The following is a 16,025-nucleotide window of genomic DNA, read 5'->3' on the forward strand; positions in this document are numbered from 1 at the left end:
GTCAGATCGTCTCCGTCAGCGTGATGGCGTACTCAGGGCAGTTGGCAGCCGCCAGGCGGGCCTTGTCATGCAGATCGGCAGGAATCTCTCCGTCCTGAAGCAGAACGGCCTGCCCGTAGTCGTCGACGTCGAACAACTCGGGCGCCAGGGCGTAGCACCGGTTGTGGCCCTGACACTTCTCGGCATCGAGATGGATCTGCATCATTCTCCTGACTCGTCCGACAATTCGCCGGCGAGGGTCGGTCGGGCCAGAATCAACGACGTGTCGATGCTTCCCCGAACTTTTTCGAACACTGTTCCAATCTTGCTGCTTCCGCCATCGGAAGGCAAGGCCTTGGGAGGAAATGGCGTCAGGTGGTCAGAAGATTCGGGATCGTTCGACGCGCTGGCACCACGGCGACGGGCCGTCGTCGACGCGCTGGCAGCGTGCGGCGGCGGCGACCCGAAGTTGCTCGGCGTCGGTGGCGACCACCTGACCCGGGCGCAATCGGCGAACGCCACGCTGCTCGGCGCCGCGACCCTGCCGGCTTGGCAGCGCTACACCGGTGTCGTCTGGGATCACCTCGACCCGGCGTCGCTCGACGCTGCGCAACGGCGACGCATCCTGGTCGTCTCGGGCCTGCTCGGCGTCGTCCGCGGCGACGATCCGGTGCCCGACTATCGCCTGAAGATGGGCGCCAACCTCTCTCCGCTGGGGAAGCTGTCGACCTGGTGGCGCGACGACGTTTCGGCGTCGCTCAACCGCTACGCGGCAGGGCGCACAGCGAAGCGCCCTCGGGTGATCGTCGACCTGCTGCCCAAGGAGCACCGCGCCGCCTGGATCCCAGATACCGGCTTGCGGGGCGTCTCGATCGAGTTCGTCGATCCGACCGGCAAGCCGGGCGGGCACTTCGCGAAGGCGGCGAAGGGATCGCTCGCCGCCATGATCTTGCGCAACGGACTCGACGTGATCGACAGCTGGAACGACGACCGCTTCGAACTCTCCGTCACCCTGCTGAACTGACGACGCCAACCCGCTGCTCGGCGTATCGGTTTGTCTCAGAGACAAACCGATACGCCCGGGGAGACAGGGTCAGCGGGCGGCGGCGCGGGACACGACGACGAAGATCGCGGCGGCGGGGATGGTGACGAACGCCGTGGCGGCGCCGACGGACAAACTGGTGGCTGCGAGACCGCCGACCACCGCTGGCGTCACCAGCAGGGCGATGCGAGACCCGGCGGTCAACGCACCGAGGCCAGCACCGGGTCGCCCCGGGAACTTCGCTGCGTCGTCGTAGATCTTGGGGAACTGGGTGGCGACACCGAGTCCGGCGACGACGTACGCGACGATCACCATCCACTCGGCCGGCGCAAACGACGCGACCACCAGCGCGACGACCGTCACCGCGATCGCCACGTCGAACACGCGCTGCGCGCCGAAACGGCCAACGGCCCAGTCGCCTCCGAAACGACCGGAAGTCATGCCCACGGTGAATGCGACGTACGCCAGCCCGGCGGCCCCCGCCGTGGCGCCGAAGTCGTCGCTCAACCGAAACGCCGCCCAATCGCTCGACGTCATCTCCATCGCGATCGAGCAGCCGCTCGCGAGGCCGAGCAGCACCAGCAGCGCCCGCTTCCCGGGGCGCCTCGACGTACTGGTCGCGGCAACACGCTCCGGGTCGAGGTCGGAACCGTCGTCTCCCACGTGTTCGTCGACGGTCAGGAGCCCACGTCCGACGAACACCACCACGAGCAGGAGGAGTCCGGCCGCCACCAGCAGATGCGTCTGCAACGACACGCCCGCCGCTGCGGCTCGGGACGCGACCACCCCGCCGACGACGGTGCCGAGACTCCAGAGTCCATGGAGCCGGTTCATGACCGGAACCGACCGGCGCCCACTGATCCACGATCCCTGCAGATTCATCGCGGAGTCGACGAGCACGTCCATCCACGACAACGTGGCGAGGCCGAGCAACAGCAGCCACGGTGTCGTCGCGAGGCCGATCATCGCCAGCGACCCGACGAGCACGATCGCTCCGGCGATGAGGACGAGGCGGGTTCCGAATCGTTCGATCAACCGACCGACGCTCGCGCTTCCTCCCAGCCCGGCGATGCTGCCGAGTGCGAGGAGTGCACCGAGCGTGCCGGTCGAGATGTCGATGCGATCGCGGATCTCGGGCAGACGCGGGACGAACGACGCCACGATGAGGCCGTTGACGAAGAACTGTGTCGCGACCGAGAGCAGCGCCCGATTGTCGCCAGGACCCGGGCTGACCACCGGCCCATTCACCGGACCATTCACCGGACCATTCACCGGACCATTCACCGGACCGTCACCGGACCGTGCGCCCCGGACGGGGAGTCCATCACCCGACGCCGGATGCGCCGGATCGATCGCGATACTCGTGCGCGTCGGCGACCGCTCGGTTCAGTCGGTCGAACGCGTCATCCAGCGTCATGTCGATCACCGCGGCGATCGGCTTGCCCGGCCCGGTGACCGTGGCGAGCGCACCACCTCGGACCGTCCCCGAAGTCACCACGACGAGCGACGCCGACGGATCGCTTTCGCGCAAGATCGACGCTTTCGCGATCGTCTTCCACACGTTCTCGATGCGCGCCATACCCGGGCGAGCGGGCGTGTGCACGCCGCCGAACTCGACGAGTTGCTCCACGCCGTCGTCTCGGCGTGCACGCACGCTGACGGTCACGCCGGGGGCGATGCGCGCGTTGTCCTCGAGCGTCGTGAAGCCGCACTCGGTCAGCAGCGTCCGCGCCATCTCCTTGACCGTGCGTCGGTCGGGCAGATCGGTCGGCGCGAGCGAGTCGACGCGCGCCTGGGCCTGGCGCACGTACGCGCCGTCGGTGTCGTAGCCGACGTAACGACGCCCGGTCCGCTTGGCGGCCACCGCGGTGGTGCCCGAACCCATGAACGGATCGAGCACGACGTCGCCTTCGTAGGTGAACAGGTGCAGGCAGCGCTCGACGAGCGCGACCGGGAACGGGGCGGGGTGCCCGACACGCGTCGCGCTCTCGGCGGGCAGTTCCCACACGTCGAGCGTCGCTTCCATGAACTCGTCGCCGGGGATCGTCGCCCGGCCGTCGCCGCCGCGGCCGTCGTCGCCGCGGCCGACGCGATCGAAACGTCCCTTGCTCGCGATGATCAATCGCTCGGTGGTGTCGCGCAGCACTGGATTGGCCGGCGACTGGTACGAGCCCCATGCGCACGAACCACTCGCGCCGCGCTGCTTCTGCCACACGACCTCGCCGCGCAGGAGCATGCGCAGGTCGTCCTGCAGGATCGTGGTGACGTCGGCTGCCAGACTCCGATACGGCTTGCGTCCGAGGTTCGCGACGTTCACGACGAGGCGACCGCCCGGCTCCAGCGTCCGAAGACACTCGCGCAAGACGTCGCGGAGCATGTCGAGGTACTCGATGTAGTCGGCGGGCACGTGGCCTTCGCCCAGCGCGGTCTCGTACTCCTTGCCGGCGAAGTACGGCGGTGACGTGACGACGAGCGCGACGGACGCGTCCGGCACCTGTGACATATCACGCGCGTCACCCACGTGGATCGTGTCGACACGACCCGGGTTGCCGAGCGTGTCGTCGTCGCTGATCACGGGCGGCGCGAACCGCGCGTAGAAATCGGTGGCGTCGTGCGATTCGCGCTTGCCAACGCCGAAGGCCGAAGTCGAGGTACCCATCGGTCAGCCTTCGCCCAGCAGTGGAGGATTGACCTGATCGGCTGCGCGTTGCATCCGTTCGACGGGCAGCGACCGCATCTCCTCGTGGGTGAGGATCCAGAACCGGCCATCGGCGACCGCTCCCACGACTGCAGCCGCGACGTCACTTGCCGGAATCCCGGTCTCGACGCCGGCCGTCAGCACCTCACCGATGAGTTCGCCGATCGGGCTGTCGACGTGATCGGGTTCTTTCGACATGAGGTCGGTCTTGACGAATCCAGGGCACAGCACGCTGACCCCGACCGCGGAACCCGTCGACGCGAGCTCGAGATACAGCCCTTCGCTGATCGCCACCACCGCGTGTTTGGTCGCGTTGTAGGGAGCGGCTCCCGCAAGTGCGACGAGCCCCGCCATCGACGCCGTGTTGACGATGTGGCCGAGGCCCTGTTCAGACATGATCGGCAGGAACGAGCGGATGCCGTGGACGACGCCGTAGAGGTTGATGCCGACGACGCGCTCCCACAGGGCGAAATCACCGGACCAGGCGTCGCCGATGCCGGCGATGCCCGCGTTGTTGAACAACAGGTGCGCTCCACCGAAACGGTCGAGGGTGGCCTCGGCGAGTTCGGTGACCGAGGATTCGCTCGCGGTGTCGCAGATGACCCCGGCGACCTCGCCACCGGCTTCGGTCAGGCGCGCTTCGACATCTCGCAGCTTCGGTTCGTCGATGTCGGCCAACACGAGCCGCATCCCTCGCTCGAGGAGCGCCTCCGCCACCGCGAGCCCGATGCCACTCGCTCCTCCCGTGATCACCGCAACGTTGCCGCGATCGACCACCCCAACAGTCTCAGCCATCGAACCAATCTAGAGAATGCCGCGCGATCAGTGGTCGATAGGGCGCAGTCCGCGCGAGGACGTCACCAAGGCGAGCACATCACGGTCGTCGCCGCTGCACTGTCGAGCCCGCCACGTGCGATGGCACAGTCAGGCGCCGTCGTGGGCCCAGCGGGCCCGGCCGGCGTCCTTGGCTCGATACAACGACTGATCAGCGGCGCGCACCGTATCCACCAGCGACCGATCACCGATCGCGGCGATCCCCACCGTGGCGCCGATACTCACCCGAAGATCGCCGATGTCATAGGGCGCCGAGAGCTGTTCGATGATCCGTTCGGCGAGCCAGATCCTCGCCGCTGGATCGGCGCCGGTCTCCTCGCACAACACGACGAACTCGTCGCCGCCGGTCCGGTACACGACGTCGTTGCGACGCACGGTGGAACCGAGCCGCTTGGCGGCCAGAGCGATGACCTTGTCGCCGACGTCGTGACCGTGGGTGTCGTTGACCGCCTTGAACCGATCGAGGTCGACGAACAAGACGTCAGCGGGTCGACGCTCGACGCGAACGCGCTCGTTGAACGCCGCACGGTTGGCAACACCTGTCAGTGCGTCGCGGTGCGCTGCATGTTCGAGTTCGAGGCGGCGGCGACGTTGGGCGAAGGCCAAGCCGGCCAGGCGCAATGCGTCGTCGAGGTGGTCGTTCTGGTTGGCGGTGGCAGGCCCGACCTCACGGCGGAACACCACGAACACGCCCGCGATCTCGTTGGAGGCGTCACGAATCGGACGCACGAACATCGCTGCGACACCAGCGCTGCGCAACAACTCCCGCGCTCCAGGAGCGAGGCTGGAGATCGAGACGTCGTCGATGTCGACGTCGGTTCCGTCGACGGTCGCTTGGCGCCACGGCGTGCCGAAGGCGTTGATCGCCGCCTCGTCCAGCGGCCAGTCGCCGATCATGCGGAAGCGCTGCGCGTCGTCCGCGCCACCGGAGTCGAGCGCGAGGATCGCACCGCGACCGTCGAACGGGAGTGCCCGCGCAGCGAGCGCTACCGCCGCCAACGTGCGGTCGAGCGGGTCCTCCATCGCCACCGAGGTCACCGCCGTTGCCAACACGTCTCGTACCGACTCGCTCGTCAGCGTCACGACGAACCCGTTCAGACCGAGTTCGGGTGGCGTGGCGTGCGCCCAGACCTGGGTCCAGTGCTCGTTGCCGACCACGTCGAGGTAGCGCACCCGACTCGGACCCATGAGGACCTGCGAGAAGCGCGTGCCAGCATCGAGGAGATCGGCGACGAAGTCGATGTCAGCGACGCTCACGAAATCGAGCACGTTGCGCCCGAGCAGTTGGTCGCGAGGAATCCCGATCATTTCCGCGATGCGGTCGTTGGCAAAGTGCACGTTGGCGTGGTGATCGATCACGAAGATCGCGACGGGCATCGAGTCGAGCAGCGCCAATCGCGCAGCATCGGAGAGCGCTCCTGCTCGATGATCCGTCGCAGTGCGATCGGGTCGGGGATCCGCCGCCGTGTCGCCAGGAACGAGCCGATCGAGCGGAACCGTCGGGTCGGCTGGCTCCGATGGAGCAGCGTCTGGCCCTGCGGGCACCGCTGGCGCGACCTCGGAGGCGTCACCGACGACCGCACCTGGCGGAGGCGGAACCGCTGAGCCTGCAGCAGCCGGCACCGCTGGCGCCGGCGAGCCAGGAGCACGCGGCGCCGACGGACGTAGCACGATCGGCGCGGGAGGCGCCGAAACCGGCGAGGTGATCGGAGCCAGAGGAGTTGTCGATGCGATCGGCGCAGGAGGCACAGGAGTTGCCGGAGTTGTCGATGCGATCGGCGCAGGAGGCGGAGAAGTGACCGGGATTGTCGATGCGATCGGCGCAGGAGGCACAGGAGTTGCCGGGGTTGTCGATGCGATCGGCGCAGGAGGCACAGGAGTTGCCGGAGTTGTCGATGCGATCGGCGCAGGAGGCGGAGAAGTGACCGGGGTCGTCGGCGCCGGGGTCGGGGAGACCCTGGGTCGAGTCGACTGAGGCGGGATCATCTCGTCGTCGGCACCGATGAGCGCGGCGAGCGCTTCGATCTCGGCCAATCGTGCGGCAGCCGCCCGAATCTCGGGATCGTCTGCCATCGCGGTCGAGCGTCCAGCGGCCCGCAAGTCGCGTTCGATATCCATCGACGTCATGACGATCTTTCGGTCGATGCTGACAACAACTTGAGACGGGCACGAGACAGCTTTCAGCACCGCTCGCCCGGCACGGCCCACCCTGCAACATCAGCGACGATGACGTTGTCGCCCGACATCGCGTTCCTCGTGGCACGATGGCGAGCGTGATCGACATCGATGCTGCCCTCGACGCACTGACCCTCGACCAGAAGTGTCGCCTCGTCGCTGGTGAGACGAACTGGAGGACGATGGCCTTTCCCGAGGCCGGCATCCCGCAACTCAAGATGAGCGACGGGCCGACCGGCTTGCGCGGCGAGGGACACGGATCGTCCGGCACGCCCGGCGTCGCGGTTCCTGCCGGCATCACGCTGGGCGCCACCTGGGATCCCGACCTCCTCGGCGAGATCGGCGATCTCCTCGGCAAGGAAGCGATCCGCAAGCGAGCGCACGTCGTGCTCGGGCCGACCGTCAACCTGCATCGCACGCCCGTCGGTGGGCGCACCTTCGAGTGCTACAGCGAAGACCCCGAGTTGTCCGGGGCGCTGGCCGCGACGTACGTGCGTGCCGTGCAGGCGCACGACGTCGCGGTGACCGTGAAGCACTTCGTCTGCAACGACACCGAGATCGACCGACTGACCGTCGACGTCGACGTCGACGAGCGGACGCTGCGCGAGTTGTATCTGCGTCCGTTCGAACGAGCCGTCAAGGAAGGTGGCGCCTGGGGGATCATGAGCGCCTACAACCGTGTCGCCGGTGAGCACGCGGCAGAGAACCGCCGGCTCCTGACCGACATCCTTCGCACCGAATGGGGCTTCGACGGCTACGTCGTGTCCGACTGGTTCGGCGTGCACGAGCCGGTCGGCGCCGCGAACGCCGGGCTCACCCTCGAGATGCCGGCGCCCGTCCGCGTCTACGGCCAACGGCTCGTCGACGCGGTCGAACGAGGCGACGTGACCGAAGCGACCGTCGACGGCCTCGTTCGCGATCTGCTCACCGTGATGAACCGCACCAAGGCCGACGAGCGCAGCTGCGACGAAGCCGAGGAGTCGCTCGACGATCCTGCCGAGCGAGCGCTCACCCGCCGAGCTGCGATCTCGGGCACCGTGCTGCTCCGCAACGCACCGGTGCCCTCGACCGGACAGCCGGTGCTGCCGATCTTGGCAACGGGTCTGACCCGCGTCGCGGTGATCGGCCCCAACGCGACGATCGACCGCTCGATGGGCGGCGGCTCCGCGAGCCTCACCCCGTTCGCGCATCGAACGCTGCTCGACGCGCTGACCGACCGGCTCGCCGCTGACGCGCCCGACGTGGAGGTCACCTACGAGCCCGGCGTCCGCATCGACCGCTTGACCCCGATCGTGCGACGCAGCCAGTTGCGAACGCCGGCGGGCGAGCCCGGGCTCCGACTCGAGTACGTGAACGGCATCGACTGGGACGCCCCGACGGCGGTCGAGACGGTCGCGGCGACTTCGATGCTGCGCTTCTTCGGCACCACGCCAGGCGAGATCGATGCGTCAGCGTTCGGCGCGCGGGTGACAGGATCGTTCGTCCCCGAGATCGATGGTCCACACGAGATCGGCGTGGTCTCGACCGGGCCCGTCACGATGACAGCGACGAGCGACGGCGAGACGATCACGGTGGTCGACGACCCGGACATGCTGTTGCCGCGTACCCGTGAGTTCTTCGGGTACGGAAGCGAAGAAACCGTGGCAGTGGTCGACGCGGTCGCCGGGCAGCCGATCGAGATCGCCGTGAAGTGGCGCACGGGGGCCGCCAACGGCTTCGCTGCCCTACGCGTCGGCGTCCGCCCGCCCGATCCGACCGACCTCATCGAGCACGCAATAGCGTCAGCCGCCGACGCCGACATCGCGATCGTCGTGGTCGGCACCAACGACGAATGGGAGACGGAAGGCTTCGACCGCGAGACGATGGACCTCCCCGGCCGCCAGGACGAGTTGGTCGAGCGTGTCGTCGCCGCGAACCCGAACACGGTCGTGGTCGTCAACGCCGGCTCCCCGGTCACCGCCGACTGGGCCGCCGAGGATCACCCGCAGCCGGCTCCGGCGGTCGTCACGTCGTTCTTCGCCGGCCAGGAGCAGGCGGAGGCGATGGTCGACGTCCTGCTCGGTGTCGCCGATCCCGGTGGACGCCTCCCGACGACGTATCCGAAGCGGCTCGACGACATGCCGGCGACGGGGAACCACATCCCGACCGTCGGCGACGATGGCCTACCACTCCAGCGCTACGAAGAAGGGCTCTTCGTCGGATACCGGCACTACGAAGCAACAGGTGTCGCGCCTCGGTTCTGGTTCGGCCACGGGCTGAGCTACGGATCGTGCACCTGGGGTGACGTGTCCGTGGATCGTGTGTCGTCGGCGGCGACCGATCTCGACACGACACCCATCGAGGTCGTGGTACCGCTGGTCAACGACGGGGGGCGAGCCGCAACCGTGGTCGTGCAGGCCTATGTCGCGCCGATCGCTGCGTCGGTGGTCAGGCCGCTGCGCGAGTTGAAGGCCTGGGCAAAACTGACCGTCGAGGCGGCGACGGCGACCGATGCGACGATGCAGTTCGGCACCGACGCGTTCCACCACTGGGACCTCGACGCCAACGCGTGGGTCGTCGAACCCGGCGAATACGACATCGTGATCGCCCACAGCGCCTCCCCCGACGCCGAGCACTCCCGCACCCGCATCACCGTCACCTGAACCGCGATCACCTGAACCACGATCACCTGAACCACGATCCCCATCGACGAATGCGGAGCGTGGCGTCAACGTGGTGTCAGACACGACGTTGACGTGGTGTCGGGAGCGTCAGCGGATAGGGCGGTAGTTGGTGTTGCGGTGGTCGATGAGTCGTGCGGTGATGAGGAACACGGTTGCGAGGCAGAGGGCGGCGTGGCGGTGTGTTGCTCGGCGGTCGGTGTTGCGTTGGATTTGGCCGTAGTTGGTGAACCAGGAGTGGGTGCGTTCAGCGACCCAGCGGCGCCCGAATCCGACGAGTTGGATGCGGCCCTGACCTGGCTGGTTTCGTGGGATCACGTTCACGTCGCCGATCGTGTAGTCGGCGAGTCTGTCGGGGAGTGATTTGTAGCCGAATCCTCGGTCGAGGTGCAGGGTGCCGATCCGTGCGGTGACGGGATGTGCGGTGATCGCGTTGAGGGTGGGTTGCAACAGTCGGTAGTCCTGGCGGTTTGCGCCGTCGATGACCCAGCCGATCGGGATGCCGTCGGCGTCGACGCCGGCGCACCACTTCCAGCCCAGACGACCGTGGGTTTTCGGGCCTGCAGCGGTTCCTTCACCCCCGCACGGGGCAAAGTGTTCGCTGCCGTCGATGGTGACATGGGTCGGGTCCAGACCGATGATTCGGTCGTACGCGGCCAGTGCTTGCTCGAGCAGTTGATCGAACACCCCGGCGTCGATCCACTCGTCGCGACGGGACCGCAGGGTGGTGTCGGACACGGTGTAGCCCATCAAGAACTCGACGGTCTCCCACGATGCGCCCGTCACGAGACGAATCAACAGACCCCGCAAACAGACCAGGTCGTCGATACGGGGCCGATGACAACCCAACGGATGTTCGGGCCGGTCCGGGAGCAAGCCTCGGATCGTTTCGAACACCGCATCGTGGACTTCAGAATCGAGCGCGCGCATCATATGGGTGACCTCCCCGGTCGGTTAGTTGGGTCGCACTCGGTATGAAAACCGAGCCAACCCACCGACCGGTGGATGGTCACCTATCCGCGCGACCTCCGGACACCACGTTGACGTCGACATCGACGTGATGTCCGACGGGTGGGGTCGGGCGTGTGAGATCGTGATGAAAGCGCTTACATTGTGCCGATGACGACGCCCGAGCATCACTGGTGGGCCAACGCGCTCGTGTACCAGGTCTATGTCCGATCCTTTGCCGACGCGAACGGCGACGGGGTCGGCGATCTCGAGGGACTCCGACAGCGGCTCGATCACCTCGACTCGCTCGGCGTCGACGCGATCTGGCTGAACCCCTGCTACCCGTCACCGCAGCACGACCACGGCTATGACGTCGCCAACTACTTCGACATCCACGACGAGTACGGCAACCTCGACACCTTCGACGCCTTCCTCGCCGATGCTCGAGCACACGGCATGAAGGTGCTGATGGACCTCGTCCCCAACCACTGCTCGAGCGACCACGCCTGGTTCCGTGCCGCGTTGGCCGCGGCGCCCGGCAGCGCCGAGCGAGCCCGCTTCTACTTCCGCGACGGGACGATGAGCGACTGCGGCTCCGATCCGCACGGCAACCCGCCCAACAACTGGATGGCGGCGTTCGGCGGGTCGGCGTGGAACCGGGTCGGCGGCACCGACCCCCAGTGGTATCTCGCCACGTTCACACCGCACCAACCTGACTTCGATCACACCAACGACGACGTCCAGGCGATGTTCGCCGAGGTGTTCGAGTTCTGGTTCGACCGCGGCGTCGAGGGATTCCGTGTCGACGCGATCGCGCCGGTCGGCAAACATCCCGACCTGCCCGATCAGCCTCCGGTGCCGGAGGGCACGGGCATGCTGCAGATCACCTGGGAAAACGAGTACACGGTCTTCCGCCCCGAAGGCCACGACGTCTGGCGCCGCTTCCGGTCGACGATCGACGCCTACCAGCAACGCCATCCGGGGCGCGACCTGATGATGGTCGCCGAGGCGTACATGAACGGACGACCCGAGTTGCTCGCCGATTTCGTCAACGACGAACAGTTCCATCAGGCGTTCGCGTTCGACCTGATGCTGTCGCCGTGGGTCGAGAGCGAACTCGAAAAGGCCATCGGCGACACGCTCGACATCTTGCGACGTGGCTTCGTGCCGACGTGGACGCTCAACAACCACGACGTCCAGCGCGTCGTCACGCGGCTCGGCCGTGAGGCCGCAGCCGATCCGAGCAGCGCGACGACCAATGCACTCGAGGTCGACACGAGTGCGGTCACCCTCGACATCGGCCTGCGTCGAGCGAGAGCGCTGATCAGCCTGGCGATGGCGATGCCCGGCTCGCTCTATCTCTACCAAGGCGAGGAACTCGGGCTGCCGGAAGTCCTCGACATCCCCGACGATCGCCGACAAGACCCGGTGTTCCACCGCACCCACGGGGCGCGCATCGGCCGCGACGGTTGTCGAGTTCCGATCCCATGGACATCCGACCCGACCTCCGCGTTCGGGTTCTCGAAGGTCGGCCCCGGCGAGCACGCTCCCGATCCGTGGCTGCCGCAGCCGTCCTGGTGGGGCGATCTGGCCATCACCGCGGTCGACGGCGACGACACGTCGACACTGGAGCTGTACCGGGCGGTCATCGCCGCTCGGCGAGAGCACGCAACACCGCAGGGGATGCACGGTGCCGTCATCGACCTCGGCCCCGGCCTCGTCGCGGTCCGCCGAGCCGACCTGGTCGCCATCGTGAACGTGACGAACGCACCGATCGCGCTCGACCTCTCCGATCCGCACCTCGAGATCGCGATGCCCGTGTTCGCGTCCGAGCCGACGGAGATGCACACCCCGGGCGTGATCCCCCCGAACTCCACGATCTGGATGCTCAGCTGAGTGATCCTCGCCGGTCGACCTGCAACGCGTTCGGCCAGCAACGCGTTCCGGTCAGCCGATGCGTGGTGATCGGCGCCGGATTGCGACAATCGTGAGGTGACCGACTCGCTGCTCGACAACCAGATCCAACCGATCACGGCCACCGACGTCGAGATCCGCCGTGCACTCGACGACGCCGACCTCCCCAGCTTTCTGCCGGCGCTGCTTCCCGCACTCGCCCACGCCACCGGTGACGACTCCCTCCTCGACGAGACGCTGCGCCCCGACGGCACGATGATCCGCGACGAGAGCGCTGGCCTGCAACCGGATCAGCAACAGCGGATCCGCGAGGTCGCAGCCGACGTGCTGATCCGCATTCGCGACGGCGAGGTCGCGCTGGTCGCGCTCGACGACACCGCGAGCGGCACCGGCCGCCAGGCCGTCGACGACACGGAGCGGCTGCGCACGCTGATGTCGTTCGCAATCGGCGAGTCGATCGACGCGGAGTACGTCCCGTTGATGCGAGAGGAGTTGTCGGTCACCGGCGACGACCTGCGAGCACCGCAGTGGCACGCCGACGAGATCGCACCGGGACGCCAGTTCCCGGTCGCGATCATCGGCGCCGGCATGTCGGGGATCCTCGCCGCGCATCGGCTCCAGCAAGCCGGCATCCCGTTCTGCATCTACGAGAAGAACGACGACGTCGGCGGCACCTGGCTCGAGAACACCTATCCCGGGTGTCGCGTCGACGTCACCAATCACGTGTACAGCTACTCGTTCGCACAGCGCAACGACTGGCCGTACTACTTCTCACCGCAGCCTGAGTTGCTCGACTACTTCCGCACGTGCGCCGACGAGTTCGGGATTCGTGAACACATCCGATTCGGCCACGAGGTGACGGCGATGACGTGGTCGGACGACGATCAGGTCTGGACCCTCGAGATCGACGGCCCGGACGGCACAGTCACCGACGGTGTGTGCGCCGTCATCAGTGCCGTCGGCCAACTGAATCGCCCGAACATGCCGGCGATCGACGGGATGGATTCCTTCGCCGGGCCGTCGTTCCACTCGGCGCAGTGGCGTCACGACGTCGACCTCACCGGACAGCGAGTCGTCGTGATCGGTGCCGGAGCGAGCGCCGTGCAGTTCGTTCCTCACGTGGCGGAGCAGGCCGAGCACCTCACGGTGCTGCAACGAACGCCGAACTGGTTCGTCCCGGTTCCCAACTATCACCACGAGGTCGCCGACGGACTGCAATGGTTGTGCCGCCACGTACCCGGCTACGCCCAGTGGTACCGGTTCTGGCTGTTCTGGCGGTCGTCTGAGGGTTTGCTGCCGGCGTGCGCGGTCGACGACGACCGCGACGACCTCTCGCTGGCGACCGGCGCGGCGAACCAGGAACTGCGCGGACTGCTCGAACAGTGGCTGTTCCTGCAGTACCACGATCGCCCCGACCTGCAACCGAAGGTGCACCCCATGTACCCACCGGCGTCGAAGCGCATCGTGCTCGACAACGGCTCGTGGGCGACGACGCTGAAACGCGACGACGTCACCCTCGACGTCGACCCGATCACCCGCATCGAACCCGACGCCGTGATCACCGTCGACGACGCCGGCGTCGAGACACGGCACCGCGCCGACGTGATCATCTACGCGACCGGATTCCAGGCGTCGAAGTTCCTCACGCCGATGCGGGTCGTCGGCTCGGGTGGACGCGACCTGCACGACGTGTGGGACGGCGACGCCCGCGCCTACCTCGGCGTCGTCCATCCCGGCTTCCCGAACTTCTTCCTCACCTACGGGCCGAACACGAACATCGTCGTGAACGGATCGATCATCTACTTCTCCGAGTGCGAGGTGCACTACGTGCTCGGCGTGATCGAGATGCTGCTTCGCGGGCCGCACTCGTCGGCCGACTGTCGCCTCGACGTCCACGACGAGTACAACGCTCGCGTCGACGCCGGCAACCTGAAGATGGCCTGGGGCGTGTCCAGCGTGAACAGTTGGTACAAGGCCGAGTCGGGGCGAGTCGCGCAGAACTGGCCGTTCAGCTTGCTCGAGTTCTGGCAACGGACCCGGCGCCCCGATCCGAACGACTACGTTCTGCGCTGAGCATGCGGCGGCCCGCCGCGTGCCATCGACGCGAGGGGGACTGCACGTGACCGACATTCTCGAAACGCTCGCCGGGCTCGAACTCTTCTCCGACCTGTCGAAGAAAGAACTCAAATCGGTGCAATCACTGATGTCGACCGCGCACGTGCGGGCCGGCAAGGAGTTCATCACGGAGGGCGCGGTCGGACGCGAAGCGTTCATCATCGTCGAAGGCGAAGCATCGGTGTGGCGGCGCGGCAAGCTCGTCACCACCGTCGGGCCCGGCACCGTGATGGGCGAGATGGCGGTGCTGACGGGCATCGGGCGCACCGCGACGGTCAAGGCCGAGACCGACATGACGCTCGAGGTGCTGGTGCGCCGCGAGTTCCTCGGACTCCTCGATCGTTCCCCGTCGATGACGCGCAAACTGCTGGTGTCGACGATCAACCGGCTCCAAGAACTCGAACCGGGCCTCCTCGGGTGAACTCGTGCGACAGAGTGGGTCAGACCCACTCTGTCGCCCTACCCTTGCCACGTGTTCAATCCCTGGTTCAACCCCTGGTTCGAGTCGATCGCCGTCGCGCAGAAGCGAGCGAAGCGCCGGCTGCCGAAATCGGTGTACGGGGCACTCATCGCCGGGGCGGAGAAGGGCCTGACCCGCGACGACAACTGTGCGGCCTTCGACGAACTCGGCCTGCGTCCGTTGACCGCCGGGCAACCCGCGAGCCGCGACATGGCGACCGAGGTGATGGGGCAGCCGATGTCGATGCCGGTGATGATCTCACCGACAGGCGTGCAGGCGGTCCATCCCGACGGGGAGGTCGCCGTCGCTCGCGCTGCGGCCGCTCGCGGCGTCGTGATGGGTCTCAGCTCGTTCTCGAGCAAGCCGATGGATCAGGTGATCGCCGAGAACCCGCAGACGCTGTTCCAGATCTATTGGGCCGGCGACCGAGACTCGATGGTCGGGCGAATGGAACGGGCCCGGGCAGCCGGTGCCGTCGGCATGATCCTCACCCTCGACTGGTCGTTCGTCCACAGCCGTGACTGGGGGAGCCCCAAGATCCCCGAACGGATCGACATCGAGACCGCGCTGCGTCACGCTCCCGAGGTCGCGTTGCGTCCCCGGTGGCTCTACGACTGGGTGAAGTCCGGCGCGCTGCCCCAACTCGGCGTCCCCAACTTCCCGGTGTCGGCCAGCGATCCGGTGCCCGGCTTCTTCGACGCCTACGGCACCTGGATGGGAACCCCGCCGCCGACGTGGGACGACATCGCCTGGCTGAGGTCGCAGTGGGACGGCCCGTTCATGGTCAAAGGGATCAACCGCGCCGACGAGGCACGCCGGGCCGCCGACGCCGGTGCCACGGCGATCTCGGTGTCGACGCATGGCGGCAACAACATCGACGGCACGCCGGCACCGATCCGAGTGCTCGGCGAGGTCGTCGATGCCGTCGGCGATCGCATCGAGGTCGTCATGGACAGCGGGATTCGCCGCGGGAGCGATGTGGTGAAGGCCGTCGCGATGGGAGCCAAGGCCGTGATGATCGGCCGCGCCTACCTGTGGGGACTCGCCGCCAACGGCCAAGCCGGGGTCGAGAACGTGCTCGACGTGCTGCGCATGGGCATCGATTCGAACCTGCTGGGCCTCGGCAAGTCGTCGCTCCACGACCTGTCGCGTGACGACCTCGTGATCCCCGCCGACTTCTCGCCGCCACCCGCCGGCTGA

At 67.3% G+C, this 16,025-nt stretch carries 12 protein-coding genes; 6 read left to right on the plus strand and 6 right to left on the minus strand.

Going from position 1 to position 16,025, the window contains the following annotated elements:
- Position 1: 1 nt before the first annotated feature.
- Positions 2-202: a ferredoxin gene (locus ACE37B_RS09115; protein WP_409923011.1), complete on the minus strand. Its 201-nt coding sequence runs from the start codon at positions 200-202 to the stop codon at positions 2-4.
- A 102-nt stretch (positions 203-304) separates the two neighbouring features.
- On the opposite strand from ACE37B_RS09115, the gene ACE37B_RS09120 reads away from it, so the two are divergent.
- Positions 305-1,003, plus strand: coding sequence for a YaaA family protein (locus ACE37B_RS09120; RefSeq protein ID WP_409923012.1), 699 nt, complete (start codon positions 305-307; stop codon positions 1,001-1,003).
- Positions 1,004-1,072: 69 nt separating this feature from the next.
- On the opposite strand, the gene ACE37B_RS09125 is transcribed toward ACE37B_RS09120, so the two are convergent.
- From ACE37B_RS09125 to ACE37B_RS09140, 4 genes are all read right to left on the minus strand, one after another.
- Positions 1,073-2,269, minus strand: a complete 1,197-nt coding sequence (locus ACE37B_RS09125; protein WP_409923013.1) for an MFS transporter — start codon at positions 2,267-2,269, stop codon at positions 1,073-1,075.
- A gap of 76 nt (positions 2,270-2,345) precedes the next feature.
- Positions 2,346-3,680, minus strand: coding sequence for a DNA-methyltransferase (locus ACE37B_RS09130; protein ID WP_409923014.1), 1,335 nt, complete (start codon positions 3,678-3,680; stop codon positions 2,346-2,348).
- A 3-nt stretch (positions 3,681-3,683) separates the two neighbouring features.
- On the minus strand, positions 3,684-4,514 hold the full coding sequence (locus ACE37B_RS09135; protein ID WP_409923015.1) for an SDR family NAD(P)-dependent oxidoreductase: 831 nt from the start codon (positions 4,512-4,514) through the stop codon (positions 3,684-3,686).
- Between the two features lie 129 nt (positions 4,515-4,643).
- A complete protein-coding gene (locus ACE37B_RS09140) occupies positions 4,644-6,098 on the minus strand; it encodes a diguanylate cyclase domain-containing protein (RefSeq protein WP_409923016.1) in 1,455 nt (484 codons plus the stop codon).
- 728 nt (positions 6,099-6,826) lie between these two features.
- Between ACE37B_RS09140 and ACE37B_RS09145 the strand changes: the two genes are divergently transcribed.
- Positions 6,827-9,370, plus strand: a complete 2,544-nt coding sequence (locus ACE37B_RS09145; protein WP_409923017.1) for a beta-glucosidase — start codon at positions 6,827-6,829, stop codon at positions 9,368-9,370.
- A gap of 108 nt (positions 9,371-9,478) precedes the next feature.
- On the opposite strand, the gene ACE37B_RS09150 is transcribed toward ACE37B_RS09145, so the two are convergent.
- Positions 9,479-10,321, minus strand: coding sequence for an IS5 family transposase (locus ACE37B_RS09150; RefSeq protein ID WP_409921328.1), 843 nt, complete (start codon positions 10,319-10,321; stop codon positions 9,479-9,481).
- Between the two features lie 186 nt (positions 10,322-10,507).
- Between ACE37B_RS09150 and ACE37B_RS09155 the strand changes: the two genes are divergently transcribed.
- The 4 genes from ACE37B_RS09155 (at position 10,508) to mftD (ending at position 16,025) form a co-directional block, all read left to right on the plus strand.
- On the plus strand, positions 10,508-12,232 hold the full coding sequence (locus ACE37B_RS09155; RefSeq protein WP_409923018.1) for an alpha-amylase family glycosyl hydrolase: 1,725 nt from the start codon (positions 10,508-10,510) through the stop codon (positions 12,230-12,232).
- A 96-nt stretch (positions 12,233-12,328) separates the two neighbouring features.
- Positions 12,329-14,323 (plus strand): flavin-containing monooxygenase, encoded by a 1,995-nt coding sequence (locus ACE37B_RS09160; protein ID WP_409923019.1) that lies wholly within the window; start codon positions 12,329-12,331, stop codon positions 14,321-14,323.
- A gap of 46 nt (positions 14,324-14,369) precedes the next feature.
- Positions 14,370-14,786, plus strand: a complete 417-nt coding sequence (locus ACE37B_RS09165) for a Crp/Fnr family transcriptional regulator (protein ID WP_409923020.1) — start codon at positions 14,370-14,372, stop codon at positions 14,784-14,786.
- Positions 14,787-14,837: 51 nt separating this feature from the next.
- A complete protein-coding gene (gene mftD / locus ACE37B_RS09170) occupies positions 14,838-16,025 on the plus strand; it encodes a pre-mycofactocin synthase MftD (protein WP_409923021.1) in 1,188 nt (395 codons plus the stop codon).

Source organism: Ilumatobacter sp., assembly GCF_046290335.1.
In the GTDB taxonomy this organism is placed as follows: Bacteria; Actinomycetota; Acidimicrobiia; order Acidimicrobiales; family Ilumatobacteraceae; genus Ilumatobacter_A.